General features: G+C 68.1%; 26 protein-coding genes. 13 read left to right on the top strand and 13 right to left on the bottom strand.

Annotated elements, in window-relative coordinates; all coding sequences use genetic code 11:
* Window positions 1-22 precede the first annotated feature (22 nt).
* Window positions 23-772 (bottom strand): MerR family transcriptional regulator, encoded by a 750-nt coding sequence (locus ACIA5G_RS08520; protein WP_395921601.1) that lies wholly within the window; start codon window positions 770-772, stop codon window positions 23-25.
* A gap of 171 nt (window positions 773-943) precedes the next feature.
* On the opposite strand from ACIA5G_RS08520, the gene ACIA5G_RS08515 reads away from it, so the two are divergent.
* Window positions 944-1,492, top strand: a complete 549-nt coding sequence (locus ACIA5G_RS08515; protein ID WP_395921600.1) for a DoxX family protein — start codon at window positions 944-946, stop codon at window positions 1,490-1,492.
* 50 nt (window positions 1,493-1,542) lie between these two features.
* Here ACIA5G_RS08515 and ACIA5G_RS08510 read toward each other — a convergent pair whose 3' ends face one another.
* Window positions 1,543-2,832 carry an acetyl-CoA C-acetyltransferase gene (locus ACIA5G_RS08510; protein ID WP_395921599.1) on the bottom strand — a complete coding sequence of 430 codons (1,290 nt, stop codon included), beginning with the start codon at window positions 2,830-2,832 and terminating at the stop codon, window positions 1,543-1,545.
* A 93-nt stretch (window positions 2,833-2,925) separates the two neighbouring features.
* Between ACIA5G_RS08510 and ACIA5G_RS08505 the strand changes: the two genes are divergently transcribed.
* Window positions 2,926-4,260, top strand: coding sequence for a 3-oxoacyl-ACP reductase (locus ACIA5G_RS08505; protein WP_395921598.1), 1,335 nt, complete (start codon window positions 2,926-2,928; stop codon window positions 4,258-4,260).
* A 3-nt stretch (window positions 4,261-4,263) separates the two neighbouring features.
* A complete protein-coding gene (locus ACIA5G_RS08500) occupies window positions 4,264-5,106 on the top strand; it encodes a MaoC family dehydratase (RefSeq protein WP_395921597.1) in 843 nt (280 codons plus the stop codon).
* Here the strand turns inward: ACIA5G_RS08500 and ACIA5G_RS08495 are convergent.
* Window positions 5,098-5,754 (bottom strand): TetR/AcrR family transcriptional regulator, encoded by a 657-nt coding sequence (locus ACIA5G_RS08495; RefSeq protein WP_395921596.1) that lies wholly within the window; start codon window positions 5,752-5,754, stop codon window positions 5,098-5,100. The genes ACIA5G_RS08500 and ACIA5G_RS08495 overlap by 9 nt on opposite strands.
* A 126-nt stretch (window positions 5,755-5,880) precedes the next feature.
* Here ACIA5G_RS08495 and ACIA5G_RS08490 point away from each other — a divergent pair, with 126 nt between their 5' ends.
* Both ACIA5G_RS08490 and ACIA5G_RS08485 read left to right on the top strand, forming a co-directional pair.
* Complete coding sequence (locus ACIA5G_RS08490) at window positions 5,881-6,543, top strand: SCP2 sterol-binding domain-containing protein (RefSeq protein WP_395921595.1); 663 nt, start codon at window positions 5,881-5,883, stop codon at window positions 6,541-6,543.
* A gap of 9 nt (window positions 6,544-6,552) precedes the next feature.
* A complete protein-coding gene (locus tag ACIA5G_RS08485; protein ID WP_395921593.1) occupies window positions 6,553-7,164 on the top strand; it encodes an SCP2 sterol-binding domain-containing protein in 612 nt (203 codons plus the stop codon).
* Here ACIA5G_RS08485 and ACIA5G_RS08480 read toward each other — a convergent pair.
* A complete protein-coding gene (locus ACIA5G_RS08480; RefSeq protein WP_395921592.1) occupies window positions 7,161-7,628 on the bottom strand; it encodes an FxsA family protein in 468 nt (155 codons plus the stop codon). The genes ACIA5G_RS08485 and ACIA5G_RS08480 overlap by 4 nt on opposite strands.
* Before the next feature lie 68 nt (window positions 7,629-7,696).
* Here ACIA5G_RS08480 and ACIA5G_RS08475 point away from each other — a divergent pair, with 68 nt between their 5' ends.
* Window positions 7,697-8,992 (top strand): pentapeptide repeat-containing protein, encoded by a 1,296-nt coding sequence (locus ACIA5G_RS08475; RefSeq protein ID WP_395921591.1) that lies wholly within the window; start codon window positions 7,697-7,699, stop codon window positions 8,990-8,992.
* On the opposite strand, the gene ACIA5G_RS08470 is transcribed toward ACIA5G_RS08475, so the two are convergent.
* Window positions 8,993-9,544 (bottom strand): TetR/AcrR family transcriptional regulator, encoded by a 552-nt coding sequence (locus ACIA5G_RS08470; RefSeq protein ID WP_395921589.1) that lies wholly within the window; start codon window positions 9,542-9,544, stop codon window positions 8,993-8,995.
* An 80-nt stretch (window positions 9,545-9,624) separates the two neighbouring features.
* On the opposite strand from ACIA5G_RS08470, the gene ACIA5G_RS08465 reads away from it, so the two are divergent.
* Together ACIA5G_RS08465 and ACIA5G_RS08460 are read left to right on the top strand one after the other, a co-directional pair.
* Entirely contained in the window at window positions 9,625-10,542 is a 918-nt protein-coding gene (locus ACIA5G_RS08465; RefSeq protein WP_395921587.1) for a zinc-binding alcohol dehydrogenase family protein, read from the top strand.
* 200 nt (window positions 10,543-10,742) lie between these two features.
* The gene (locus tag ACIA5G_RS08460; protein ID WP_395921586.1) at window positions 10,743-12,122 is read left to right on the top strand and encodes an ATP-binding protein; all 1,380 of its coding nucleotides are present in this window, start codon (window positions 10,743-10,745) and stop codon (window positions 12,120-12,122) included.
* 19 nt (window positions 12,123-12,141) lie between these two features.
* On the opposite strand, the gene ACIA5G_RS08455 is transcribed toward ACIA5G_RS08460, so the two are convergent.
* Both ACIA5G_RS08455 and ACIA5G_RS08450 read right to left on the bottom strand, forming a co-directional pair.
* Entirely contained in the window at window positions 12,142-14,088 is a 1,947-nt protein-coding gene (locus tag ACIA5G_RS08455; protein ID WP_395921962.1) for an ABC transporter ATP-binding protein, read from the bottom strand.
* 20 nt (window positions 14,089-14,108) lie between these two features.
* Window positions 14,109-14,699: a TetR/AcrR family transcriptional regulator gene (locus ACIA5G_RS08450; protein WP_395921585.1), complete on the bottom strand. Its 591-nt coding sequence runs from the start codon at window positions 14,697-14,699 to the stop codon at window positions 14,109-14,111.
* Between the two features lie 95 nt (window positions 14,700-14,794).
* On the opposite strand from ACIA5G_RS08450, the gene ACIA5G_RS08445 reads away from it, so the two are divergent.
* A complete protein-coding gene (locus ACIA5G_RS08445; protein ID WP_395921583.1) occupies window positions 14,795-15,088 on the top strand; it encodes a DUF6191 domain-containing protein in 294 nt (97 codons plus the stop codon).
* Between the two features lie 44 nt (window positions 15,089-15,132).
* Here the strand turns inward: ACIA5G_RS08445 and ACIA5G_RS08440 are convergent, their stop codons facing one another.
* The 3 genes from ACIA5G_RS08440 to pdhA are packed head-to-tail and all read right to left on the bottom strand — an operon-like array spanning window position 15,133 to window position 18,684.
* Window positions 15,133-16,470 (bottom strand): dihydrolipoamide acetyltransferase family protein, encoded by a 1,338-nt coding sequence (locus tag ACIA5G_RS08440; protein WP_395921581.1) that lies wholly within the window; start codon window positions 16,468-16,470, stop codon window positions 15,133-15,135.
* Between the two features lie 16 nt (window positions 16,471-16,486).
* Window positions 16,487-17,479, bottom strand: coding sequence for an alpha-ketoacid dehydrogenase subunit beta (locus tag ACIA5G_RS08435; protein WP_395921580.1), 993 nt, complete (start codon window positions 17,477-17,479; stop codon window positions 16,487-16,489).
* Window positions 17,479-18,684: a pyruvate dehydrogenase (acetyl-transferring) E1 component subunit alpha gene (gene pdhA / locus ACIA5G_RS08430; protein ID WP_395921578.1), complete on the bottom strand. Its 1,206-nt coding sequence runs from the start codon at window positions 18,682-18,684 to the stop codon at window positions 17,479-17,481. The genes ACIA5G_RS08435 and pdhA overlap by 1 nt, the downstream gene beginning before the upstream one ends.
* Before the next feature lie 372 nt (window positions 18,685-19,056).
* On the opposite strand from pdhA, the gene ACIA5G_RS08425 reads away from it, so the two are divergent.
* Window positions 19,057-20,478: a M20/M25/M40 family metallo-hydrolase gene (locus tag ACIA5G_RS08425; RefSeq protein WP_395921577.1), complete on the top strand. Its 1,422-nt coding sequence runs from the start codon at window positions 19,057-19,059 to the stop codon at window positions 20,476-20,478.
* Between the two features lie 59 nt (window positions 20,479-20,537).
* On the opposite strand, the gene ACIA5G_RS08420 is transcribed toward ACIA5G_RS08425, so the two are convergent.
* Genes ACIA5G_RS08420 through ACIA5G_RS08410 form a run of 3 tightly spaced genes read right to left on the bottom strand, consistent with a single transcriptional unit; the run spans window position 20,538 to window position 23,993 of the window.
* Entirely contained in the window at window positions 20,538-21,380 is an 843-nt protein-coding gene (locus ACIA5G_RS08420) for a transglutaminase domain-containing protein (protein ID WP_395921575.1), read from the bottom strand.
* Window positions 21,377-22,324, bottom strand: a complete 948-nt coding sequence (locus ACIA5G_RS08415; protein WP_395921574.1) for an alpha-E domain-containing protein — start codon at window positions 22,322-22,324, stop codon at window positions 21,377-21,379. Before ACIA5G_RS08415 ends, ACIA5G_RS08420 begins: the two co-directional genes overlap by 4 nt.
* Window positions 22,325-22,334: 10 nt before the next feature.
* On the bottom strand, window positions 22,335-23,993 hold the full coding sequence (locus ACIA5G_RS08410; RefSeq protein WP_395921573.1) for a circularly permuted type 2 ATP-grasp protein: 1,659 nt from the start codon (window positions 23,991-23,993) through the stop codon (window positions 22,335-22,337).
* Between the two features lie 148 nt (window positions 23,994-24,141).
* On the opposite strand from ACIA5G_RS08410, the gene ACIA5G_RS08405 reads away from it, so the two are divergent.
* The 3 genes from ACIA5G_RS08405 to ACIA5G_RS08395 all read left to right on the top strand — a co-directional run bounded on the left by ACIA5G_RS08405 (window position 24,142) and on the right by ACIA5G_RS08395 (window position 26,615).
* Entirely contained in the window at window positions 24,142-24,966 is an 825-nt protein-coding gene (locus ACIA5G_RS08405) for a transporter substrate-binding domain-containing protein (RefSeq protein ID WP_395921572.1), read from the top strand.
* An 81-nt stretch (window positions 24,967-25,047) separates the two neighbouring features.
* A complete protein-coding gene (locus tag ACIA5G_RS08400) occupies window positions 25,048-25,854 on the top strand; it encodes an amino acid ABC transporter permease (RefSeq protein WP_395921571.1) in 807 nt (268 codons plus the stop codon).
* On the top strand, window positions 25,851-26,615 hold the full coding sequence (locus ACIA5G_RS08395) for an amino acid ABC transporter ATP-binding protein (protein ID WP_395921570.1): 765 nt from the start codon (window positions 25,851-25,853) through the stop codon (window positions 26,613-26,615). Before ACIA5G_RS08400 ends, ACIA5G_RS08395 begins: the two co-directional genes overlap by 4 nt.
* Window positions 26,616-26,644: the final 29 nt, after the last annotated feature.

Genomic DNA, 26,644 nt, shown 5'->3' with positions numbered 1-26,644 from the left:
CAGCGCCGACTACGACGCAGCGTTACGCACCGAGGTTCCGCTCCGAGTAGATCTTCATCGCGTCCCGGATGAATTCCGCCGTCCCGGCGCCGTGGTTCTCGTCGTACGCGCCGTAGCGCGGGTCGTCGACGTACAGCTGGCCGAGTCCGGCGAAGTAGCCCGCGGACACCGACGAGACCGCCGGCCGGAGCCACGCGTGCAGCCGTCGGGTGATCGCCTGGACCTCGTCGGCGTCCGGGGCAAGCCCGGCCGCGTGGGCCTCGCCGAACGCGGTGCCGATGTCCAGCTGCTCCTGCTGGTGGGCCTTCTTCTCGTCGGCCGTCAGCGAGCTCCACCACTGGTCGCCGTGCCGGTAGGCGTCCGCGCCCCAGCGCTCGGTGACTTCCTTCTCGTACTTCGTGTGGTCGAAGCCGGCAAAAACTTCGTCTGCCATCAGTCGTTCACCTCCTCTCAGTTTCCGTAGCGTGGTGCGGACCGAACCGATCTGCCGGTCGATCCGCCGCCGCTCCTGTTCGAGCAGCTCCAGGTGGGTCTCGAGCGCGGCGGCACTGTCGCGTTGCCCGTCCAGGACGTCGGCGATCGCCGGCAGCCCGAGGCCGAGCTCGCGCAGCAACAGGATCCGCTGCAGCCGGACGAGCGCCTGCTCGTCGTAGTAGCGGTAGCCGTTGCTGCCGACGCGGCTGGGCTCGAGCAGGCCGACCGCGCCGTAGTGGCGCAGTGTCCGGCTCGTGGTCCCGGCCGAGCGGGCGATGTCCTGGATCGACCACTCCATGGCTTCGACGATAGAAGTTGACGCAACGTCAAGGTCAAGCGCTAACGCTTTCTAGCATTCTCTAGCAACGACACGATATTCGGGCAGAAACACCGATGAGGGTTCGAGCACGAGCCGAGCGGGCACCCAGCGGGTAGGTTCGACCAGGCAGCGGCCCGTACGAGGAAGGCAATGACCGTGATACTCCGTCGAGTGGCACGTCCCCTGCTCGCCACGATCTTCGTGACCGGCGGGATCAATGCGCTGAGGAACGCCCAGGGGCACGCGAAGGCGGCGGAGCCGTTCCTCGAGAGCGCGTTCGAGAAGGTCGGCGACGTCGTCCCGGAGCAGGTTCCGCGTGACCCGGTGACACTCGTCCGCATCGACGCCGCCGTGAAGATCGGCGCCGGTCTTGCGCTCGCGTCCGGCAAGGCGCCGCGCCTCGCGGCGGGGCTGCTGCTCGGCAGCCTGGTGCCGACGACGCTCGCGGCGCACAGCTTCTGGACCATCCAGGACCCGGGCGAGCGCCAGCAGCAGCAGATCCAGTTCTTCAAGAACACGAGCCTGGCCGGTGGCCTGCTGCTCGCGGTGGCCGACACGCACGGCAAGCCGTCGGCCGCCTGGCGCGCGCGGAACGCCGCGAAGGACGTCAGCAACAGCGCCGGGAAGCTGACCCGCAAGGGGCAGAAGCGGGCCAAGAAGCTCGCGAAGCGGGCCGAGAAGGCCCTGCCCACCAGCTGACCCACACAAAAGGGCCGCCCCTCGCGAGGGGCGGCCCTTTTGTGTGAGAGCTACTTTTCCAGGATCGCGGTGACGCCCTGGCCGCCGGCCGCGCAGATCGAGATCAGGCCGCGGCCTGACCCCTTCTCGTGCAGCAGCTTCGCCAGCGTCGCGACGATCCGGCCGCCGGTCGCGGCGAACGGGTGCCCGGCCGCCAGCGACGAGCCGTTGACGTTCAGCTTCGCGCGGTCGATCGAGCCCAGCGGCTCGTCCAGCTCCAGCTTCTCCTTGGCGAACGCCGGGTCCTCCCACGCCTTGAGCGTGGCCAGCACCTGCGACGCGAACGCCTCGTGGATCTCGTAGAAGTCGAAGTCCTGCAGCGAAAGCCCGGCGCGCGCGAGCATCCGCGGCACGGCGTACGCGGGCGCCATCAGCAGGCCTTCCTCACCGTGCACGTAGTCGACGGCGGCGGTCTGCGAGAACGTCAGGTACGCCTGCACCGGCAGCTTGTGCGCCTTCGCCCACTCCTCGGTGGCGAGCAGGACCGTCGACGCGCCGTCGGTCAGCGGGGTCGAGTTGCCCGCGGTCATCGTGCCGTCCGGGCCGCCGAACGCCGGCTTGAGCTTGGCGAGCTTCTCCGCGGTCGAGTCGGCGCGCAGGTTCTGGTCACGCGCGAGCTTGAGGAACGGCGTCACGAGGTCGTCGAAGAACCCGCGCTCGTAAGCGGCGGCGAGGTGCTGGTGGCTGGTGGCGGCCAGCTCGTCCTGCGCCTCCCGGGTGATCTCCCAGATCTTCGCGGTCAGCGCCGCGTGCTCACCCATCGAGAGCCCGGTGCGCGGCTCGGAGTTGCGCGGGATCGCCGGCACGATGTGCCCGGGGCGGATCTTCGCGACGAGCTTGAGCCGGTCGCCGAGCGTCTTCGCGGCGTTGAGGCCGATGAGGATCTGGCGCAGGTCCTCGTTCACGGCCAGCGGCGCATCGCTCGTGGTGTCGACACCGCCGGCGATGGCGGAGTCGATCTGGCCGAGCGCGATCTTGTTCGCGACGTTGACGATGGCCTGCAGGCCGGTGCCGCACGCCATCTGGACGTCGGCCGCGGGTGTCGCGGGCGAGAGCTTGCTGCCCAGCACGCTCTCGCGGGCCAGGTTGAAGTCCTTCGAGTGCTTGAGCACGGCGCCGGCGGCAACCTCGCCGATCACTTCGTCCTGCAGCGAGAACCGGCTGACCAGGCCGTCGAGCGCGGCGGTGAACATGTCCTGGTTCGACGCCTTCGCGTACGGGCCGTTGGACCGCGCGAAGGGGATCCGGTTGCCGCCGATGATCGCTACCTTGCGCACGGCGGGGGCTTTCTTCGGCGGCATGAACTCCACCTCTCTGGTCGGCTCTCTCACACTGTAACCTACTCAGGAGTAGGTTAGACTGCGACGTGACGCAGACTGCACGGGAGGCATTCGATGGCTGACAGGTACCAGCAGTTCACGAAAAGCCCGTTGGGGAAGTTCGTGGTGCCGAAGCTCGGCCTGCCCAACCCCGCCACCCTGCGCCGGTACAAGCCCGGGCAACCCGCCCTCGAGGGTCCCGCACTTCTCGGTGCCGCGCCTGGCGGCCGCCTCGAAAAGACCCTTAAGGATCAACTCGCCGACGCGGGCATCGAGGTGGTCACCAGTGCGGGTGACCGGCACGCGGCGCTGGTGTTCGACGCCACCGGCGTCACCGACCCTTCGCGCCTGCGCGAGGTCTACGACTTCTTCCACCCGGTGATCCGCAGTGTCGGGCCGTCCGGCCGGGTGGTCATCGTGGGCACCCCGCCGGAGCAGGTCGACGGCCGCGAGCGGATCGCTCAGCGCGCGCTCGAGGGCTTCGTGCGCTCCGTCGGTAAGGAGCTGAAGCGCGGCGCGACGGCTCAGCTCGTGTACGTCGCCGAAGGCGCCGAAGAGGCGACGGAGTCGACGCTGCGCTTCCTGCTGTCCGCGAAGTCGGCGTTCGTCGACGCCCAGGTCATCCGGATCGGCGCCGAAGGCAAGACGGCTGCTGCGCCCGCGAACTGGGAGAAGCCCCTCGACGGCAAGGTCGCGCTGGTCACCGGCGCGTCCCGCGGCATCGGCGCGGCGATCGCCGAGACCCTGGCCCGCGACGGCGCGCACGTCGTCGCCCTCGACATCCCCGCCCAGGGTGGTGACCTGTCGAAGGTCGCCAACAAGATCGGCGGGTCTGCGCTGCAGCTCGACATCACTTCGCCGAGCGCGCCCGCGAAGCTCGTTGAGTACCTGAAGGAGCGTCACGGCGGCGTCGACGTCGTTGTGCACAACGCGGGCATCACGCGCGACAAGACGCTGGGCAACATGAGCGAGAGCGCGTGGGACTCGGTGCTCGCGGTGAACCTGGCGGCGCAGCTCGCGGTGAACGACAAGCTGCTCGACGACAAGATCCTGAACGAGAACGGCCGGATCATCGGCGTCTCGTCGATCGCGGGCATCGCCGGCAACGTCGGCCAGACGAACTACGCGACGTCGAAGGCCGGCGTGATTGGCATGGTGAACGTCGGCGCCCCGCAGCTCGCGGCCTACGGCGGCACGATCAACGCCGTCGCGCCGGGGTTCATCGAGACCAAGATGACGGCGGCGGTGCCGCTGTTCATCCGCGAAGCCGGCCGCCGGCTGTCGAGCCTCGGCCAGGGCGGCCTGCCGGTCGACGTCGCCGAGACGATCGCCTGGTACGCGAACCCGGCGTCGGCCGCGGTCAACGGCAACGTGGTCCGCGTCTGCGGCCAGGCCCTGCTGGGGGCGTGAGGCGTGGCGATCCGCGAACTCGACAGCACGCCGAGCCTGGCGACGCTGTACCCGAAGGCCCTGCTCGGCGGCGTCCTGCGCAAGCCGGCTGGTTCATCGTTGCCGGACACGGAGCTGGTGCGCACCGGCGTTGTCGTCGACCCGGCGCACCTGGCGGCGTACAACACGGTGTGCGGCTTCCGGCTGAGCGACGAGCTGCCCGCGACGTACCCGCACATGCTGGCGTTCCCGCTGCAGATGGCGCTGATGACCGAGCAGGGGTTCCCGTTCCCGCTGCTGGGGATGGTGCACGTGGCGAACCGCATCACCCAGCACCGCGCGCTGCGGCTCGGTGAGCCGCTGACGATCCGGGTGCGCGCGGAGAACCTGCGCCCGCACGAGAAGGGCCGTCAGTTCGACGTTGTCAGCGAAGCCCAGGTCGGCGACGAGGCGGTGTGGACCGACGTCAGCACGTACCTGCGTCGCGGCGGCTCTGCTGGCTCTTCGACGCGCCGCGAGCAACTGGCCCCGCCGACCCCGGACGCGATCTGGCGGGTCCCTGGTGACATCGGCCGGCGCTACGCCGAGGTCTCGGGCGACCGCAACCCGATCCACCTGCACCCGCTGACGGCCAAGCTGTTCGGCTTCCCTCGCGCGATCGCCCACGGGATGTGGACGAAGGCCCACGCCCTGGCCGCGTTCGAAGGCCGCCTGCCGGAGGCGTTCACGGTCGACGTCCGGTTCAAGCAGCCGGTGCTGCTGCCGGCCAAGGCGGGCTTCACGTCGTGGTCCACGCCGGAGGGCTGGGCGTTCGAGCTGTGGAGCAAGTCGAAGCCGCACCTGGACGGCACGATCACCTCACTCTGACGGCTTCCAGACCGCACCCTCGATGAGGTCGTTGAATCCGAGCCAGACGAGGTTCATCAGCCACGACGCCAGGACGCCGTCCGAGATGTCGGGGTGGTCGAGGGCCCAGTCGGCCAGCGACTCGGCCGCCCCGACCAGGGCCGCGGACAGGCCTTCGCCGGAGAACTCGGCCTGCTCGCCGACGCCCTTGCGAGTGCCCGCGGACACCACGAGCGCCGCGACCAGCTGGATCGCGCGCGCCCGCATGTCGGTGATCTCGGCGGCGAACGCGCCGCCGACGGTGAGCGCCTGGCGGTGCAGCACCGTCCACGACTCGCGGTACTCGGCGACGAAGCGGTAGAAGGACCGCAGGCCGTGCCAGAGCTGCATGTCCGGCGGCAGATCGGGCTTCACGCCGGCCTGGATGGCCTCGAGCAGGCGGGTCGCCTCGCGGCGGATGCACGCGCCGAACAGGTCTTCCTTCGACCCGAGGTAGGTGTAGATCATCGGCTTCGAGACACCGGCGACGTCGGAGATCTCGTCCATCGAGGCCGCGTGGTAGCCGTGGCGCGAGAAGACCTGGACGGCCGCGTCCAAGATCTGCCGCTCGCGCACCGCGCGCGGCAGCCGCCGAGCCCGCTCGGGCGGACGCTGATCATCCTCTGACACGCTGGACCTCCCTGTTGCTGCCCGGAGACGGTACCGGGCGCTGCCCCGGGAGGGTGATTTCGGCACGCTTGCCCGCCTACCTACTGGCGGGTAGCCTACGTGTGAGTAACTTGAGAGGGAGTGACCATGGCCGACAACGCCGGGATGACCAGCGCAGATCAGGTCGCGGAGCTCCGTGGAGCGGCCCTGCTCAACGCCCTGGAGCGGCTCGACCCGGTAGGCCGGGAGGCGCACACTCTCGACGTCAACACGCTCGCCGACGCGGTGAACCCACGCGACCTCGGCAAGGACGACTTCCGAAGACTCCTGGCTGCGCTGCTCCGCCTGGCGGAGCGCGCCCCCGCGTTCGACCTGAGCAAGGTCGAACCGGCGCGTTTCGCGTCCCTGGTGTCCTCGGCGTCGCGCGCGCAGCTCGAGAGCGTCGTCGCGGAGCGCCCGCTGCGCGAGCGCGTGCTGGCCGAGATCTTCGCCAGGATGGGCGCCCACATCCGCCCCGACCGGGCCCGCGACCTGCACGCGGTGGTCCACTGGCGCATGTCGGGCGGCATCGGCGAAGGCGGCTACGACCGCTACGAGACGGTGATCTCGCACGGCTCGTGCACGGTGAGCCGCGAGATGCACTCCTCGCCGCGAGTCACGATCACGATCGCCCCGGCCGACTTCTTCCGCCTCATCACCCACCAGGCGACGCCGGCAGTGTTGTTCGTCACGGGAAAAATCAAAGTCAAAGGTGACCTCGCCTTTGCGGCGGGTCTGATCGGATTCTTCGACCTCCCACACCCCGTATAGTTCGTCGCTGTGCCCCGAAAAGCGAAGTGGCGCCTTTCCCGGCCCCGTGGTGTTCGCGCCGGCCACGCGGTCAACGCGTTCGCGGACAAGCTGGTCATCGCCAACCTGACCCCCGAGCAGTTCATCCAGGTCCTGGAAACGCTGCACATGCTGGGCGAGTCCGGTGCAGGCATCGAGCTGAGCTCCCTGTCGACGGACGTCCTGGTGGACGTGGTCCGCCGAGCCTCCCGCAACCAGCTGAAGGCGATCGCCGACCACCCGGAGCTGCGTTCGGTGTTCCTGGACGAGATATTCCGCCGAATGTCCGAGCATTTCTTGCCGGAGCGAGCGCGCCACGTGGACTTCGTGGTTTCCTGGCGCTTCTCGGAAGGAACCGGCGAAGACGGCTACGACCGTTTCCAGACAGTAATCGAAGACGGCGTGTGCGTTTCCTCAGCGGACCTGTCCCGCAGCCCGGACACGACGATCACCCTGTCCGTGGACGACTTCATCCGCATGGCCACAGGCAACGCGGCAGTGGCAGCGATGTTCGTGACGGGCCGAGTGAAGGTGAAGGGCGAGTACGCCCCGGCGGTGCGGTTCTCGAGCTACTTCGACATCCCCAAGCCGACCGTGGACTAGTTCTCGACGATCCGGCCTTCGATCACCGTCGGCTGCTCCGGCCGCCGCGGTTCTTCAGGGACCACTTCACTGTCCACCACCATCACCGGCCCCCGACGCTGGTTGGCGAACCGAACCGCCCGCTTCTCCATCCGCTTCAGCCACAACCGGCGCACCACCGCGCGCGACGGCGGCAGCATCAACAGCAACCCCAGCACGTCGGAAACGAACCCCGGGATCAGGATCAACACGCCGCCGAGGCCGACCAGCATTCCGTCGGTCAGCTCCTTCTCCGCCGGCTGCCCAGATCGAGCGGCGGATGTGAACGCCCTCATCGCCTTGGCGCCTTCGCGGCGGGCGAGCCAGGAGCCGATGAAGGCGCCAGCCAGGAGGAGGCCGAGCGTGCCGAGCACGCCGACGGCCGAGCCGACTGCCCAGATCGCGGCGATCTCGGCGAAGACGTAGAGCAGGAACGCGACAGCCATACCCGCACAACGAACAACCTGTCCGATTTGCTCCCGGCCTCGGGATGCACCGGCTAGTCTCACCGATCGTGTCCGACTGGCTCCGCTGGCTCCTGATCGCGTTGTGCCTGGTCCTGGCCTTGCTCGTGGTCTGGCTCGGCCGCCGTCGGCGGTCGTTGTTCCCCGGGGTCGAGTGGACGCGGCGGAAGCGGGTGCGCGGCCGTCGCGGGATGGTCGGCTCCGTGCTGGGCTGGCTGGTGGTCGCCCTGGTCGTGGCCGGGAGCACCGGGGGCGGCCTGCTCTGGTTCCTCGGCTGGCCGCGGCTGCCCGACGCCGGCCAGTTCGACGTCGCGCAGCTGCTCGACCTGCTGAAGATCGCGCTCTCGGTGGTCGCCGGGTTCGGTGGGGTGGTGCTGCTCGCGGTCAACTACCGGAAGCAACGTGTTGCCGAGGACGAGCACGATCTCGCCGTTCAGCGGGCCGAGCGCGAAGTCGTGCAGAAGTTCAACGAACGGTTCGGCAGCGCCGCCGAGCAGCTGGCCAACGAGAGCGCGGCCGTCCGGCTCGCGGGTGTGTACGCGATGGCCGGGCTCGCCGACGACTGGGTGGACAAGCGCCAGGTCTGCGTCGACGTCCTCTGCGGCTACTTCCGGATCACGCGCGAAGGCGCCGGCGAGACCGAAGTGCGCGAAGCGATCCTGCGCGTGATCCGCGACCGGACCCGCGCCTCGGCGGTGATCTCCTGGTCCCCGCTGGACTTCGACTTCAGCGGCGTCACCCTCGAGAACGCCGATTTTGCGCGCCTCAAGTTCGACGGCGAAGTCCTGTTCGACGGCGCGGAGTTCGTCGGCGGCGTGGCCTCCTTCGCGGGCGCGCAGTTCGGGCGGTTGCTGAGCTTCCACGGCGCGCGGTTCTCTGCGGCCGAGACCAATTTCGCCGGGTTGAGCGTCACCTCGGGCAAGGCCGAATTTGTCGGGACGGAGTTCGGCGGGGAGAAGGCCGACTTCTCCGACGGGTTCCTCGAGTTCGCGTCGATGTCCTTCTTCCGCTGCCGGTTCACCGCACCCGTGGTCGGCTTTTCGCAGCTGAGCACCCACATCAGCCGGGTGGTGTTCGACCGCTGCGCGCTCGCCGACCTCGAGTTCGACCTGGCGAACGGTCAGTCCTACGAGGCGATCTCACGGGCGACGGTGCTCGTTGACCACTGCCGGTTCGAGCGGTGCCGGATCGACCTGAGCCGGGTCGGCCGCCACGTCGTGCTGACGGATTGTGTGCTCGACACCGTCACCGTCGTCGACCGCGACGAAGACCCGCAGCCCGGCGGGTGGTCGAACGTCGAGCTGCGGGGCGGCACCTCCCTGCCCGCCCACTTCGCGGCGGTCTGATCAGCGCAGCAGCGTCTTGATCATCGATCGCAGGCCGGTGGTCAGCCGGTGGGTTTCGCCGGTGCTCAGCAGGTGCCGCATCAGGTCGCTGTGCAGGGATCCCAGCAGCAGGTGCGCAATGAGGTCCGCGTCCAGCGCAGGCGCTGCCGACGTGATCAAGCCCGTGACGTGCGCGTGCCACGACAGGTAGATCGGGTTGTTCAGCCGGTCCGTCGACGCCTGCTCGAACGCCGCCATCACCTTCACGTTGCGCGTCGCCAGCTCGACCACCGCGTCGAAGAACGCCGCGAGCCGTTCGGCCGGCGGGGCGCCCGGACCCAGTGGTGGCGGACCTGAGTCGACCGCGGAAGAAAGGGCTCGCACCCGCTCCTCCACCAACGCGCGCATCAGGCCTTCGCGGTTGCCGAAGCGGTGGAACACCGTCCCCTTGCCGACGCCGGCCGCGGCCGCGACGCGATCCATCGACACCTGTGAAAGGTCGTTCGTCTCCAGGAGCTCCTCGGTCGCGCGCAGGATCGCCCGGCGGTTGCGGGCCGCGTCGGCGCGTTCCATGAAGACTCCTCGACAAGTTGACCGTCGGTCCATATAGTAGGCGACCGTAAGTTGACCGGCAGTCCACTTGGGGAGACGAGATGCGAGCAGTGGTCCAGCACGGAACGGGTGGTCCCGAGGTGCTGAAGGTGGAAGAACGACCCGAGCCGGAACGCGGCGAAGGCGAAGTGCTGGTCCGCGTCGAGGCGGTCGCGGTCCCGTTCTACGAGACCCAGCTGCGGGCCGGGCTCCTCCCCGCGGGCAGCGAAGCGACGGTCTTCGGGCACGAAGCCGCGGGGATCGTCGTCGAGGCCGACGACGAGTCGCTCGTCGGGCGCCGGGTCGTCACCATGTCCTATACCGGCGGCGCTTACGCCGAGGTTGTCGCCGCGAGCCAGTACACGGTGGTGCCCGAAGGGGTTTCCGCCGAACAGGCAGTTGTGGCCGCTGTCCCGGCTGCGGTGGCGCTCGCTCTGTTCCGCACGGCGAAGGTCGTCGAGGGCGAAACAGTGCTGGTCGAGGCCGCTTCCGGCGCGATCGGCGGATACTTGACGCGGCTGGCGAAGACCCACGGCGCCCGGGTTGTCACCACCGCCGGCGGCGGGAAGGCCATCCCGGACGCGGACGTTGTGCTCGACCACAACGACCCGGAATGGCGGAAGAACGTCCCCGACTGTGTCCACGTCGTTTTCGAGTCGATCGGCGGGGCGCGCGCTGCCGAGCTCACGGCAAAACTCGCCCCGCGCGGCCGGATCCTCGCCTACGGCCTGCTCAGCGGCGAATTCCCGGCGTACTCCGTCGCGAGCCTGGTGGCACGCGGACTCACCTTGATCGGCTTCGGCGGCCCGGACGCCTACGGCAAAGACGTCGCGGCCGCCCGCGACGAGGCACTCGGCCTCGTCGCGGACGGCACGCTGACGCCGGTGATCGACCGGACCTACCCCCTCGCCGAGGCCGCCGCGGCGCACGAGCGCGTCGAAAGCCGCGAAGGTGTCGGCAAGGTCGTGCTCGTTCCCTGAGGGCGCGCACGAGCTAAATCAGCGACTAGGCTGGTCCGTGGTGTTAATCGATCCGTGTTCTTCGAAGCTTTCGTGGTCGCAGCGAACCGGGTTTCTCCTGCTAGCGGCCACCTATTCGACAACTGCCCAGACAGCTGCTGCGTACTTCATATAACGTCGTCCATGGTCTAGTCTTGTCTGTCTGGAGACGGGAGAGCTTGGTGGCAGACCGGACGCAGATCAGCTCGGCTGACGTAGAGAAGATTCTTTCTCTTCAAGAAGACTATTACGTCGACTTCAAAGCAAAAGATGTAAAGCCGGCTAGCCTGTCAAAATGGATGAGCGCGTTTGCGAATTCTTCCGGCGGTGACATATACGTTGGTATCGCAGAGCCGTCCAGGGGTACGTTCGAGTGGGATGGTTTTGATCGGATTGAAGATGCAAACCAGCATCTCGCTGTCCTGAATCCAATCTTTCCAGTCGGAGATGACTTTAGATATACTTTTCTGGAGAGCGCCAGGGTTAAGGGGTTTGTTCTTCGTATCGAGGTCGGTAAGACGCGGACCATCAAGCAGTCGTCCAGTGGTGAAATATACAAGCGAGTTGGGGCTCAGGTTAAGAGGGTAGAATCCGATGTAGAGATGGAGGTCTTAAGGCTTCAAAAAGGAATAACAACTCACGAAACTGAAACTGTAGATGCTCCGCTTGAGCTTGTTGTCGATTCGTATCAAGTGCTCGAATTTTTGGTTAGCGTGATTCCGTCTGTCGATACTGCAGAGCCTTGGGTCAGGAAACAGCTCCTGATCCGCGAAGGGCGCCCAACTGTAGCAGCGCTGGTTCTGTTCGCTGACGATCCTCAGGTCGTCTTGCCGAAAGCGTCGGTGATTGTATATCGCTACGCGACCAGTAATCTCGTTGGAAGTCGAGAGTTCCTAGTGGACGGGAAAACACATCTGATCGAAGGTTCTGCTTATCGTCAAATTGCCGATTCGGTGTCGTTGGTGACTAGTTTAATTGAGCAGATTAAGAGTGATACTCTTGAGAAGGTGCAGTATCCCAATGAGACTCTGCATGAGATCGTAACTAATGCGGTTATTCATCGTGACTACGCTGCGCAAGACAACGTCCATGTGAGAATATTCGACGATAGGGTTGAGGTTGAAAGCCCTGGTCGCCTAAGTGGGCATGTGACACCAAAAAATATTCTTGACGCCCGATTTTCTCGAAATCAGCAAATTGAGCGATGGTTACATAAGTTCCCGGATCCGCCAAACAAGAATGTCGGTGAAGGTCTTCGCACAGCGTTCGATGCCATGAAAAAAATGCGCCTCAAAGATCCTGAAATTTACGAAAGGGACAGCTCGGTTCTTGTCGTAATTCGTCACGAAAAGCTGGATTCTCCAGCGACCCTCATAATCGAATTCCTTAAATCGGAAGGAACTGTCACAAATCGACAGGCTCGTGATGTGACAGGTATTCAGCGTGATGGTGAAATCCGACGAGTATTTCAAAAGTTAATCGAGAAAGGTGAGATTGAGCGCGTTCCTGGAACGATCAAGGGGGGTTCAAAGTATCGAATTGTCGGCACAGATTTCTCCTAAGGGTCTTTAGGATTGTTCCCTAGCTCGGGATCTCGTCCAGGTACGCCTGCGCCTGCAGGGTGAACAGCTCCGCGTACCCGGCCTTCGCCGCCATCAGCTCCTCGTGCGTCCCGTACTCGGCCACCTTTCCCTGGTCCAGCAACAGGATCCGCTCCGCCTGCCGCACCGTCGAGAACCGGTGCGAGATGTACAGCGTCGTGCGGCCTTCGGACAGCTCCCGCAGCCGCGAGAAAAGGTCGTGCTCGGCCTGGGCGTCCAGCGCCGACGTCGGCTCGTCGAGGATCAGCAGCGGCGCCTCGCGCTGGAACGCCCTGGCCAGCGCGATCTTCTGCCACTCGCCGCCCGACAGGCTGACGCCCTGGTCGAACCAGCGGCCGAGGGGGCTGTCGTAACCGCTGGGGAGCCGCTCGATCCGCTCGTCCGCGCCGGCTCGGCGCGCCGAGTCCTCGATGTGCGGGCGGTCTTCGAGCCGGGTCAGGTCGCCGAGGCCGATGTTCTCGGCCGCGGTGCCCTGGTACGTCACGTAGTCCTGGAACATCGCGCTGATCCGGGTCCGCAGCTCGACCGGGTCGTACTCGCGGATGTCGACGCCGTCGAGGCGGATGCGGCCGCCGGTCGGGTCGTAAAGCCGGCAGAGGAGCTTGAACAGCGTCGACTTGCCCGCGCCGTTGCGGCCCACCACCGCCACCGTCTCACCCGGGCGGATCTCGAAGCTGACGTTGTCCAGCGCCGGCTCCTCCGATCCCGGGTAGGCGAACGTCACCGACTCGAACTCGATGTGCCCGTCCACTGTGGACGGCATGGCGCGCGGTGACGGCGGCGGCGTGATCTCCGGCTTCGTGTCCAGGAACCGGTAGAGCGTGTCGAGGTAGAGGTTGTTCTCGTACATCCCGGAAAACGCCGTGAACAGCCCGGACACCGAAGTCTGCACGGACGTGGCCGCGGCCGTGTAGAGCGCCAGGTCGCCCAGCGTCAACCTGCCGCCGACCGCCTCCAGTGCGATGTACAGCGCGATCGCCGAGCCCGCGAACGTGCTCAGCAGCCCCCAGGACGTCGAGCTGATGTTGCGGTTGATCGTCAGCTTCCGCTGCCGCTCGTAGGAGACGACGCCGAGCCGGCGGAACCGGTCGACGAAGTACGGGCCGAGCCCGAACAGCTTCGTCTCCTTGGCGTAGGTGTCCGTCGTGACCAACGAGGACAGGTAGTCCATCCGGCGCTTGATCGGCGACATCAGGAACGTCAGCCAGAACGCGCGCGAGCCGTACTTCGACTGCGAGATGAACGCCGGGATCGGCGCGAGCAGCGCGACCAGCGCCAGCAACGGGCTGACGGCCACGAGCAGCGCGATCATGCTGCCGAACGTGATCAGCGTCCGCACGAGCCCCAGCGCGGAGTTCATCATCGACAGCGGCCGCGTCGGCGCCTCCTGCGCGGCCTGGCGCAGCATGTCGTAGGACGTCGAGCCCTCGAAGTAGGCCAGGTGCAGCTCGCTGGCGTGGGCCATCACCTGGTGGCGGATGGTCAGCGTCATGCGCTCCTGCAGCAGCGACTGCGCGATCGACGTCAGTGCGCTGCTGATCGCGGTCGCGGCGAGTACGCCGAACTGGAACAGCGCGACGTTGACGATGTCGGCCGTGGTGCCGCGGTGCTGGATCGCCGCGACGACGGAGTCGAGCAGCAGTTTCGCGATGTACGCGGTCGCTGTCGGCAGCAGGCCCGACAGGAGCGTGATCAGCGCCAGGAGGATCGTCAGGATCGGGCTGGCCTGCCAGGTCAGCTTCACGACCTTCGGCAGCCCGCGGACCGTGCCCGAGACCGACGTCTTGGCGCGCTTCAGCCGCGAGCGCAGGTCCTTCGGCTGATCTTCCGGCTTCGGTTCCGGGATGTCGACCGGGCCGGTGAGCCCGCTTTCCGGCACCGTCGTGGCGTGCCGCCGGCGGCCGCGCCGGGCCATCACGAACTCCATCCCGCCCCCACCGCCCGGGATCATTTGGCCTCCACGGCGCCGTGCAGGAAGACGTCGACCACCTGGCGCGTGGTGGGCGCGTCGTCGTCCGCCGCCATCGGGCGGCCGCCGAACAGCAGGGCCAGGAACAGTGCGGCGAGCTGCTCGGGCGGCAGCCGAAGCCGGTCCTTCTCGGGCGTGAACAGCTCGACCATCGCGCCGCGCATGACGGCCATCGACTCGCGGCGGCCGCCCTTCCAGGTGCTGCGCCGGTCCTTGAGGCGCTGCTCGGGGTCGCGATGCTTGTGCCGCCCGGACGCGTGCAGGGCGCCCATCAGCGCACCCATCCGCTCGAGGTGCGCGCTGAGCGCGTCGGCGGCTTCGACGAGCCGGTCCGCCAGGGGCTGATCGAGGGGGATCTCGGCGATCGAGTCGAGCACGTGGTCGGGGCGCAGCGCCTCGGCCGTGCAGGCGTCGAACAGCTCGTCCTTGTCCTTGAACGCGCGGAAGATGGTGCCCTCGCCGATGCCGGCGGCGCGGGCGATCTGGCTGGTCGTGACGTTGGCGCCGTGCTCCATCAGAAGCGGCAGCACCGCGTGCACGATCATGGCGCGCCGGGCTTCGACGCTCATGCCCGGCGCTCTACGCCGGGTTTCGGGTGCTGGTGTCATGCAACCAGTGTGCGGAGTGAGTGCTCACTCCGTCAAGCGAGTATAAGTTGGGCCTCATGGGTGTGGTCTGGGCGATGGCGTTCCCGATGCTGCTCGTGCTGCTGTTCCTGCTGGCCGTGTTCGAGGTGTGGGGCCGCCGGTTCCTGCCGTGGCACCGCCGCGGTGACGGCTCCCGCATGGCCAGCGGCGTCGCGACCGAAGAGGTCGAAGCGATCCTCGGCGGCACGAAGCACCACGACCTCGAGCAACGCCAGGTCCAGCTGATGCTGGTCGACGACGAAGCCGACGGCGCCCCGCCGCGCACCCGCGTCGACCTCGACGCCGGGAAGATCGTCTTCCGCAAGCAGTGAAGGCCGCCCCGGAAGCTCCGGGACGGCCCTCTACCTGCGAAAACTCAGTACGTCATCGCCATCGCCGGGTCGGCCAGCAACGCGCCGACGTCGGCCAGGAACTCCGAACCCTGCTGGCCGTCGACCACGCGGTGGTCGAAGCTCAGCGACAGCTGCAGCACCTTGCGGACCTTGATCTCGCCGTCCACCACCCACGGCTGGTCCTTGATCGCGCCGAGGCACAGGATCGCGGACTCGCCCGGGTTGATGATCGGCGTTCCGGTGTCGACGCCGAACACGCCCACGTTGGTGATCGTGATCGTGCCGTTCGCCATGTCCGCCGGCGACGTCTTGCCCTCGCGGGCGACATCGGTCAGCGCCGTCAGAGCGGTGGCCAGCTCCTTCAACGACAGCGAGTCGGCGTCACGGACCTTGGGCACGATCAGGCCGCGCGGCGTCGCCGCCGCGATCCCGAGGTGCACGTAGTCCTTGTAGACGATCTCCTGCGCCGCCTCGTCCCAGACCGCGTTGATGTCCGGGGTGCGCTTCGCCGCCAGGCAGACGGCCTTCGCCGCGAACGTCAGCGGGGTGACCTTGACCCCGGCGAACTCCCGCGACTTCTTCAGCTTCTCGCGGAACTCCATCATCGGCGTGACGTCGATGGTCAGGAACTCCGTGACGTGCGGAGCGGTGTACGCGCTCTGCACCATCGCGGCCGCGGTCATCTTGCGGACGCCCTTGATCGGCACGCGCCGTTCGCGGGTGGCCGGGTCGTAACCGGCGTCCACAGTGGACGCCGCGGCCGCGACCGGAGCCGCGCCGTTGGCCGCCTTGTGAACGTCGTCCCGGGTGATCACGCCACCCGAAGCGGTGCCGGTCAGCGCGTGCAGGTCGACGCCGAGGTCCTTGGCCAGCTTCCGCACCGGCGGCTTGGCCAGCGGCACGTAACCACCCCGAGGGGCTGCGGGAGCAGCAGGCGCGGGAGGAGCGACAACAGCAGCCGCGGGAGCGAGAGCCGGCGCGGCTCCCTTCCGGGCCCGCCGCTGCGTGACAACGGCCTTCGAGCCGTAGCCGACCAGCGGCTTCATCTCCTCTTCCTCGGCAGGCGCGGCGGCGGCAGCGGGAGCAGCGGCCGGTGCGGGAGCAGCAGCGCCACCGGGGTCGACGTCGATGGTGAGGATCGCGGTACCGACCTCCACCGTCTGCCCCGGCTCGACGTGCAGCTCCGTGACCACGCCGGCCCACGGGATCGGCAGCTCGACGGCGGCCTTCGCGGTCTCGATCTCGACCACGATCTGGTTGACCGTCACCGTGTCGCCCGGCTTCACGTGCCAGGAGAGGATGTCGGCTTCGGTCAGCCCCTCCGCGGTGTCGGCGAGGGGAAACTGTTTGTACGTAGGCATTGCGCGGAGATCCCCCTTACCAGGCGAGTGAACGGTCGACGGCGTGCAGCACCCGGTCCAGGTCGGGGAGGTAGTGCTCCTCGAGCTTGGCGGGCGGGTACGGCGTGTCGAACCCGGTCACCCGGAGGACGGGCGCTTCCAGCGAGTAGAAGCACTCCTGCTGGACGCGCGCGGCGATCTCCGACGTCAGCGACGACTCCGACGGCGCCTCGGACAGCGCGATCAGCCGGCCGGTCTTGCGCACCGACTCGAACACCGGGCCGAGGTCCAGCGGCGAGAGCGTGCGCAGGTCGATGACCTCCAGCGACTTGCCTTCGTCCTCCGCCGCGGCGGCCGCGTCGAGCGCGACCTTCACCGACGGGCCGTACGCGACGACCGTCGCCGTTGATCCCTCGCGGACGACCTGCGAGGAGAACATCCGCTGCGGCGTGCCCGCGGTGTCGATCTCCGCACGCAGCGCGCCCGAGTGGTACAGCCGCTTCGGCTCGAAGAACAGGATCGGGTCGTCCGACTTGATCGCCTCCTGGATGCCCCAGTAGGCGTCCACGGCGTTCGAAATCGAGACGACCTTCAGGCCCGGGATGTGCGCGAACAGCGACTCGGGCGACTCCGAGTGGTGCTCGACCGCGCCGATCCCGCCGCCGAACGGCACCCGGATCACGACGGGCATCTTGACCTTGCCCTGCGTCCGGTAGTGCAGCTTCGCCAGCTGCGACGAAATCTGGTCGAAGCCCGGGAAGATGAAACCCTCGAACTGGATCTCGCACACCGGCCGGAACCCGCGCACGGCCAGGCCGACCGCGGTGCCGATGATGCCGGACTCCGCGAGCGGCGTGTCCAGCACGCGCTGCTCGCCGAAGTCCTTCTGCAGGCCGTCGGTGATCCGGAAGACGCCGCCGAGCTTGCCGACGTCCTCACCCATGATCAGGACCTTGGGGTCCTCTTCCATCGCGCGGCGCAGACCGAGGTTGAGCGCCTTGCCGATGGTGAGTTTCTGGAGGTCGCTCATCAGTGCTCACCCGCCGATACGAAGCCCTCGAGGTAGGACAGGAACTCTTCGCGCTGCGCCTCCAGGACCGGGTTGCCCTCGGCGTAGACGTTGCTGAAGATCCTCTCCGGCGGCGGCTCCGGCATGTTGAACGTGTACTCGCGCAGGTCCGCGGCGAAGGCGTCCGCCTCGGCCTGGACCTGGTCGAAGAAGTCGTGGTCGGCGCCGCCCTTGCGGGCCAGGAACGCCCGGACGCGCTCGATCGGGTCCTTGAGCTTCCACTCTTCGAGCTCGTCGGACAGCCGGTAGCGCGACGGGTCGTCGGTCGTCGTGTGCGCGTCCATCCGGTAGGTGAACGCCTCGATCAGCACCGGGCCGTTGCCGTGACGGCACTCGTCGAGCGCCCAACGGGACACCGCGAGGCAGGCCAAGACGTCATTGCCGTCGACGCGGATGCCGGGGAAGCCGTAACCACGGGCGCGCTGGTAGAGCGGCAGGCGCGACTGGCGCTCGGTCGGCTCGGAGATGGCCCACTGGTTGTTCTGGCAGAAGAACACGAGCGGCGCGTCGTAGACCGCGGCCCAGACGAATCCTTCGTGGACGTCGCCCTGCGAGGTCGCGCCGTCACCGAAGTAGCAGATCGTGGCTTCGCCGTCGTCGTCGCCGACCTTGCCCTCGAACTTCTGCCCCATCGCGTACCCGGCGGCGTTGAGCACCTGGTTGCCGATCACGATGGTGTACGGGTGGAAGCCCGTGCCCTGGTAGTCCCAGCCACTGTGGTCGGTGCAGCGGAAGATCCCGAGCAGGTCCTTCATGTCGACCCCGCGCGCGTACGCGACGCCGTGCTCGCGGTAGCTGGGGAACGCCATGTCGTTCTTCTTCAGCGCGCGGCCGGAGCCGATCTGCGCGGCCTCCTGGCCGAGCAGCGGGACCCAGATGCCGAGCTGGCCCTGGCGCTGCATCGCGTTGGCCTCGCGGTCCGCGCGGCGGACGAGCACCATGTCGCGGTACAGGTTGCGCAGGGCTTCGTCGTCGATGTCGTCGACGTACTTGTCGAACTGGGGCGACGGGACCCGCTCGCCTTCGGGGGTGAGCAGCTGAGTCAGCTCAGCGCCACCTTCGCTGGTTGCTCGCAATCCGGCGATCACCTGCTCGGGGGAAGGCTGGGCCGCGACGGCGGCCGGCCCGTCTCCAGGCTCCGGGTGCGTCCACTGTTCGGACGGCATGGGCGGTACTCCTCGTGTCGGTGCCTCTGGCGGCCGCTTGTGGCGACCACAGCGACTGCACCGGCGGGGACCAGCGTTTCGGGTCTCCGAAGCGCTCGGTCACCGTCGGCGTTGACGGTTCACGCCGTCATCCTGGCACGAAGGTCCACGTTTTGGTCAGACGCGGTTGCTGATTTGTTGCTGAGAAACGGGCTCTGAACAGGGAAAACGTTAGGAAGCCCGAGCATTGGACCTACGAGAGTAGGGCGTCGGTCCGCGCGTTCACCAGGCGCGTCCGCACACGCGGGCGGCCGTGCGCACACGCGCGCTCGCGCTCCGTGCCCGCCGTTGTGACGTGCCGCACGCCGGGACGTGCGTGGCACGATGGGCCGCGTGGAGCACAAATCCGTTCGTGAATCCGTCGTGTCCGCCTGGACCGACGACGTCATCCCGAGCCTGTCCGGGCTGGTCGCGATCCCCGCCCTGTCCCCGGCGTTCGACGCCGACTGGGCCAAGAGCGGGCACCTCGCCGCCGCCGTCGAGCACGTCCGCGAGTGGATCGCCGCGCGCGACCTGCCCGGCGCGACGCTCGAGGTCGTCCAGCTCGAAGACCGGACCCCCCTCCTGCTCGTCGACGTCCCGGCGACCCCGGGCGCGGCGGACAAGGGCACCGTCCTGATGTACGGCCACCTCGACAAGCAGCCCCCGGTCGGCGGCTGGTCCGAGGGCCTCGACCCGTGGACCCCGGTGATCCGCGATGGCCGGCTGTACGGCCGCGGCTCCGTCGACGACGGCTACTCCGGCTACGCGGCGACGACGGCGATCGAAGCCGTCCACGCGGCCGGCGGCGAACACGCGCGCATCGTGGTGCTGCTGGAGACCGGCGAGGAGTCCGGCAGCCCCGACCTGCCCGCCTACGTCGACCACCTGGCCGACCGCATCGGCGAGGTGTCGCTGGTGATCTGCCTCGACGCCGGCGGCAGCGACTACGAGCGGTTGTGGCTGGTCACGAGCCTGCGCGGGATGCTCCACCTCGACGTCACCGTGCAGCTGCTGGGCTCGGCGCAGCACTCCGGCATCGCGTCCGGCGTCGTCGCCAGCTCGTTCCGCGTGCTGCGGAAGCTGATCGAGCGGCTCGAGGACAGCGCTACCGGTGAGCTGCTGCTCGACGAGCTCAAGGTGGACGTCCCGGCGAACCGGCTGTCGGAGCTCAAGGCCGTCTCGCAGGACTTCCCGGAGGCGCTGTCGAAGGCGTTCCCGCTGGTCGAAGGCGGGCGCGTGATCACCGAAGACGCGCTGGAGCTGATGCTCAACAACGCCTGGCGCCCGACGCTGTCGGTGATCGGCGCCGACGGCTTCCCGAAGCCGGCCGACGCGGGCAACGTGCTCCGCGAAAGCACGACGTTGACGCTGAGCTTCCGCCTCCCGCCGACGGCCGACGCCGCGAAGGCGCTCGAAGCCGTGAAGCGGACTCTCACGACGGACGTCCCGTACGGCGCGAAGGTGACCTTCGGCGACAACCCGCAGTCGGAGGACGGCTGGAACGCGCCCACCGAGTCCCCCTGGCTGACGGCCGCCCTGCGCACGGTCAGCGACGACGTCTTCGGCCAGCCCCACCGCGCGACCGGCATGGGCGGGTCGATCCCGTTCATGGGCCTGCTCTCGCGGAAGTACCCGGAGGCCCAGTTCCTGGTCACCGGCGCCTGCGGGTCCGACTCGAACATCCACGTGCCGGACGAGTGGCTGCACATCGACTACGCGCAGCAGGTCACCGAAGCCGTCGCGCACATCCTGGACGCGCACGCCCGCGGCTGACGAGCGCCCCAAGGCGGCCTTGGTTGCGTCTGACGCACCGAAGGCCGCCTTGGGGCGCGCTAGGCCAGCCGGGTCAAGTGGACAGAAACATCCAAAGTGGACTGCCCACCCCCAGTGAAGATCCCCTTCAGCGGTGCCACGTCCGCGTAGTCCCGACCCATCGCCACCCACACGTGCCGCGGCCCCACCGGGATCGCGTTCGTCGGGTCGTAGGCCCACCACCCGCCGGTCCAGACGTCGACCCAGGCGTGTGACTCGCCCTCGACCACCTCGCCGAGCTTCGCGTCCCGTTTTGTGTGGAGGTACCCCGACACGTACCGCGCCGGGACGCCGATCGCGCGCAGCATCACCAGCGTCACGTGCGCGAAGTCCTGGCACACGCCTTCACGCGCCTTCCACGCGTCCGTCGCCGTGGAATGCACGCCCGTGGTGCCCGGCTGGTACTTCAGCTGCTTGTTCACCCACTCGCACACCGCCAGCACCGCGTCCGCCGGGTCGAGGCCGGTCCGCAACGCGCGGGCCTCGCGCGCCAACGCGACGTCGCGCGGGGTGTAGTCGGTCGGGGTCAGGTACTCCGTGCGGTGGTCGACCACCGTGTCACTGCGCAGGTCCTTCCACGACGCCGTGCGGATCGGCTCGGCCTCGTCGGCCGTCTCGACCACCGACGTCGCGAGCACCGTGAACTCCGTGTGCGGCGCGTGGAGGTCGAACGACGTCACGACCGTGCCCCAGTAATCCGTGTACCGGTAAGCACGGGTCGCCGGGGTCGTCTCGATGCGTGTCGCGACCGTCGTCTGGCGGCGGTCCGAGCGCGGGGTCAGGCGCGCCTCGTTGTACGACTGGGTCGCCGGTGTTGCGTACCGGTACCCCGTCCGGTGCGCCACCCGCAGCTGCCAGGTCACAGCGAAACCTCCGCACCGCTCCACGCCACCCACGGCGACGTGCTGAAGTACTGCATCGACACGGATTCGCCGATGTCCTTGATCGACGTCTGCAACGCCCCGAGCCGCCGCGGCAGGTCGGTCAGCAGGTCCGCCGGGCGCAGGAACTCCAGCTCGCTGCGGGCCCGGCCGAGCTCACGCAGTGCCTCGGACTTCTCGTTGTTTCGCGCGCCGCCGCCCGGGTCGAGCCGCTGCAGGCACTCCTCGGCCTGGCGCAGCGCGTGGAACACCGAGCGCGGGAACAGCGTGTCCCGCAACAGGAACTGCACCACGCGCCCGGCGTCCAGCGCGCCCCGGTACGTGCGCAGGTACGTGTCCTGCGCGCCGGCCGAGCGCAGCACCGTGATCCAGCCCGGTGACGACGCGCGGTCCGCGACCCGTGAAAGCAGCAGCCGGACGACCATGTCGGCACGTTCGATCGAGCGGCCGAGCACCATGAACAGCCAGCCGTCGTCACGGCTCATCGTCGAGTCGGCGAGCCCGGCGAACATCGCCGCGCGCTCTTCCACGAACGACAGGAACGCGTGCGGCCCAGCTCGTCGCGCGTACCGCTGCCGGTCGGGCACCGCGTTCCACGTCGCGTTCAGGCATTCCCACAGCTCGGTCGAGACGACCTCCCGGGCGCCGCGAGTGTTCTCGCGCGCCGAGTTGATCGACCCGACGATCGACGCCGGGTTGTCCTTCGCGTACGCCACCAGCTCGGTCAGCTTCCAGACGTCGAGGGCTTCCCCGTTGGGCGTGTCGATGCCCAGGACGGCCAGGAGCTGACGGCTCGCGTGGTCCGGGTCGACGGTCGCGTCCTCCAGCAGCTGGTGGACCGAGACGTTGAGGATGCGGGAGGTGTCGTCGGCGCGTTCGACGTACCGGCCGATCCAGTACAGCGACTCCGCGTTGCGTGCCAGCATTCGAACCTCCCTAGCTCTGCTGTTGCTGCTGCTGTTGCTGGGACGCCGAGAGCTCGGGTCCCTGTTCGGCGGCCAGGCCATCCACAGTGGACATCGTGCCGAGGGCCGGCTGCTCCAGCTCGCGCTCGACGCCGGCCGTCCGCGACGCCAGCACCCACGTGTCCTTCGAGCCACCACCCTGCGACGAGTTGACGACCAGGCTGCCCTCCGGCAGCGCCACCCGCGTCAGCCCGCCCGGGAGAACGAAGATGTCCTTGCCGTCGTTCACCGCGAACGGCCGCAGGTCGACGTGCCGGGGCGCGAGCTGGTCGTCCACCTTGGCCGGCACGGTCGAGAGCTGGACCACCGGCTGCGCGATCCAGCCGCGCCGGTGGGCGCGCACCTTCCGGCGCAGTGTGTCGAGCTCCTTCTTCGTCGCCTCCGGGCCGAAGACGATCCCGTACCCGCCGGAGCCTTCGACGGGCTTGACGACCAGCTCGTCGAGGTGCGCCATGACGTGGTCGAACTCGTCCGGCAGCCAGCACCGGAAGGTGTCCACATTGGGCAGCAGCGGCTTCTCGTTGAGGTAGTACTTCACCATCTCGGGTACGTAGGTGTAGACGAGCTTGTCGTCGCCGACGCCGTTGCCGACGGCGTTCGCGACGACGACGTTGCCCGCGCGCGCCGCGTTGAGCACCCCGGCGACGCCGAGCACCGAGTCCGGCCGGTAGTGCACCGGATCGAGGAACTCGTCGTCGATGCGCCGGTAGATGACGTCGACCTGGCGCTCGCCCTCGGTGGTCCGCAGGTAGACGACGTTGTCGCGGCAGAACATGTCACGGCCTTCGACCAGCTCGACGCCCATCAGCCGCGCCAGCAGCGAGTGCTCGAAGTACGCCGAGTTGTAAACGCCGGGGGTGAGCACGACGACCATCGGGTCGGCGACGTTCGCCGCGGCCGCCGCGCGCAGCGCCCGCAGCAGGTGGGACGCGTAGTCGCCGACCGGCCGGACCCGGTGCTGGGCGAACAGGTCCGGGAAGACCCGGGCCATCGTCCGCCGGTTCTCCATCACGTACGACACTCCGGACGGGTTGCGGAGGTTGTCCTCCAGCACCCGGAACGTGCCCTCCTCGTCGCGCACCAGGTCCACCCCGGACACGTGGAGGCGCACGCCGTTCGGCGGGGTGATGCCGTACGCCTCCCGCTGGAAGTGCTCGCACGAGGTGATCAGCCGCCGCGGCAGCACGCCGTCACGCAGGATCTGCCGGTCGCCGTAGATGTCGGCGAGGAACGCCTCGAGCGCGCGGACCCGCTGGGCGACGCCGCGTTCGAGCTTCGACCACTCGGCCGCCTGGATCACCCGCGGCACCAGGTCCAGCGGGAACGGGCGCTCCTGCCCGGACAGCGAGAACGTGATGCCCTGGTCGACCATCGCCCGGTCCAGCGCGAGCGTCCGCGAGTTCAGGTCGTGCGCGTCGAGCGCCGCGATCGACTCGTACAGCGCCCGGTACGGCCCGCGGACCGTGCCGTCGGCGGCGAACATCTCGTCGTAGGCGTCTGCGTGCGGCCGGTCCGGGGAGAGGTACCCGTCGAACCGGGCACCCGGCCGGGTGATCCGGCTGGTCGTCGCCTTCCTCGCACGTCGACCGGAGGGGGGCAGCCGGGGCGGGGTCGCGTTCATGAACGACATCCTGACCCACGTGCCCACGCCGGCGCGACACTCACACGCTGGTGGGAACGGTGCGAAACGTCGCTGTAACTCGACAGTGCTGTGCTTTGGTATGGATGAGTGGCAATATGCGTGCTCTCACGAACTGAGAACTACGAGGAGTGACGACGTGGCCCGAGGACCCCAACTCAAGGCGCTCGCCCTGATTCCGGCGCTCGCCCTGGCGGCCGCCGCCCTGACTGCGTGCGGGGGCGACGAAGGTGGCACGGCGACCGGCGGTGTCCAGACCATCGCGGCCGGTAAGCTCACGACCTGCACGCACTTGCCGTACCAGCCGTTCCAGGTCAAGCAGGGCGACAAGATCGTCGGCTTCGACGTCGACCTCGTGGACCTGGTCGCGAAGAAGCTGAGTGTCCAGCAGAGCATCGTCGACATCGCCTTCGAGAACATCGAGTCGGGCGAGGCCATGAACACCGGTCAGTGCGACCTGGCCGCCGCGGGCATGACGATCACCGACAAGCGCAAGCAGAAGTTCGACTTCTCGGAGCCCTACTTCGAGGCCACCCAGGCGCTGCTGGTCAAGGCGGGTTCGCCGATCAAGGACTTCAGCAACGTCGCCGGCAAGAAGATCGGCGTCCAGTCGGCCACGACCGGCGCCGACTACGCCAAGGAGAACGCGAAGGGCGCCGAGATCGTCACGTTCGACGACCTCGCCCTGGAAGAGCAGGCCGTCAAGAACGGCACCGTCGACGCCGGCGTCAACGACAACGGCGTGCTCTACGACTTCGTCAAGACGAACCCGGACACCGCGGTGGTGAAGGAGTTCAAGACGAACGAGTTCTACGGGATCGGCGTCAAGCAGGGCAACACCGCCCTGCTCACCGCGGTCAACGACGCGCTCAAGGCGTCGGTCTCCGACGGCACCTACGCGCAGATCTACCAGAAGTGGTTCGGCAAGGCGCCGACCTGGCTGCCAGGTAACCCCACTCAGTAAGACCCCCGCCTGTGGCCGGTGCTTCGGCACCGGCCACAGCGGTGTTTCCGATGCCCTTTCCGGGCTTGCCAGAGGAGTGAAATGGCACTGAGCCGACGCCAGCGACGATCGGCGTTCCGGAGTGCACAGTACGTCCTGCTGCTCGTGATCATCGTCGTGTTCGCCTTCCTGGCCAACTGGGGCCAGATCGGGCGGGCGTTCTTCGACCTCGACGTCGCCGCGCAGCAGTTCCCCGACGTGATCACCGTCGCGCTCAAGAACACCATCATCTTCACCGCGCTCGGGTTCGCGCTGGGCCTCGGGCTGGGCCTCGTGTTCGCGCTGATGCGGCTGTCCTCGGTGGGGCCGTACCGGTGGTTCGCGCGCGCCTACATCGAATTCTTCCGCGGGCTGCCCGCGCTGCTGATCTTCCTCGCGGTCGGCGTCGGCGTCCCCATCGCCTTCCCGGACACGCACCTGCCGCGCAACGTCTCCATCATGATCGCGCTGGGCATCGTGTCCTCGGCCTACATGGCCGAGACGATCCGCGCCGGCATCCAGGCGGTGCCGCGCGGGCAGGTCGAGGCCGCGCGCTCCCTCGGGATGTCGCCGACCCGGGCGATGATCACGATCGTCATCCCCCAGGCGTTCCGGATCGTGCTGCCGCCGCTGGCCAACGAGCTGATCATGCTGACGAAGGACTCGTCGCTGGCGTTCCTGCTCGGCACGACACCGGCCCAGCAGGAGCTCGCGCAGTTCAGCCGGCAGGCGCTGCTGGAGGCGAAGGGGCTCACCCCGATCGTCGTCGCCGGGCTCTGTTATCTCGTCATCACCATCCCGCTGTCGATCCTGCAGCAGCGGCTGGAGAAGAAATACGGCGCCGGGGTGTCCGGCGGAGGTGCCACATGACCGACGTCATCGTCCAAATTTCCGGTCTGCACAAGGCGTTCGGCCCGCTGGAGGTGCTGAAGGGCATCGATCTCCAGGTCGAGCGCGGCCAGGTCGTCTGCATCATCGGGCCGTCCGGCTCGGGCAAGTCGACGCTGCTGCGCTGCGTGAACCTCCTCGAGGAGCCGCAGCAGGGCAAGATCGAGGTCAACGGCAACGAGATCACGAACGAGGACGTCGACATCGACGGCGCCCGGCGCAAGATCGGCATGGTCTTCCAGTCGTTCAACCTCTTCGCGCACCTGACCGTGCTGGAGAACCTCACCGTCGCGCAGCGGAAGGTCCTCAAGCGCGGCAAGGAGGAGTCCGTCCGGATCGCCCGGGAGAACCTCGAGAAGGTCGGCCTGAGCGAGAAGGAGACGTCGCTGCCCGGGCAGCTTTCCGGCGGTCAGCAGCAGCGCGTCGCGATCGCGCGGGCGCTGTCGATGAACCCGGACGTGATGCTGTTCGACGAGCCGACGTCCGCGCTGGACCCGGAGCTCGTCGGCGACGTCCTCGCCGTGATGCGCCAGCTGGCCGAAGAGGGCATGACGATGCTGGTCGTCACGCACGAGATGCAGTTCGCCCGCGAGGTGGCCGACAGCGTGCTGTTCATGGACGGCGGTGTGGTCGTCGAGCAGGGCCCGCCGAGCCAGGTGATCGGCGACCCGCAGCACGACCGCACGAAGTCGTTCCTCGCCCGCGTGCTCGACCCGACGAACAGCGCGGGCCTCGAGGGCTAGGAAACGCCTGCGAATTCCGTTCGTGTTCG

The sequence above is a fragment of the Amycolatopsis sp. NPDC051758 genome (genome assembly GCF_044453095.1).
GTDB lineage: Bacteria > Actinomycetota > Actinomycetes > Mycobacteriales > Pseudonocardiaceae > Amycolatopsis.
This window is presented reverse-complemented; position numbering and strand designations above follow the sequence as displayed.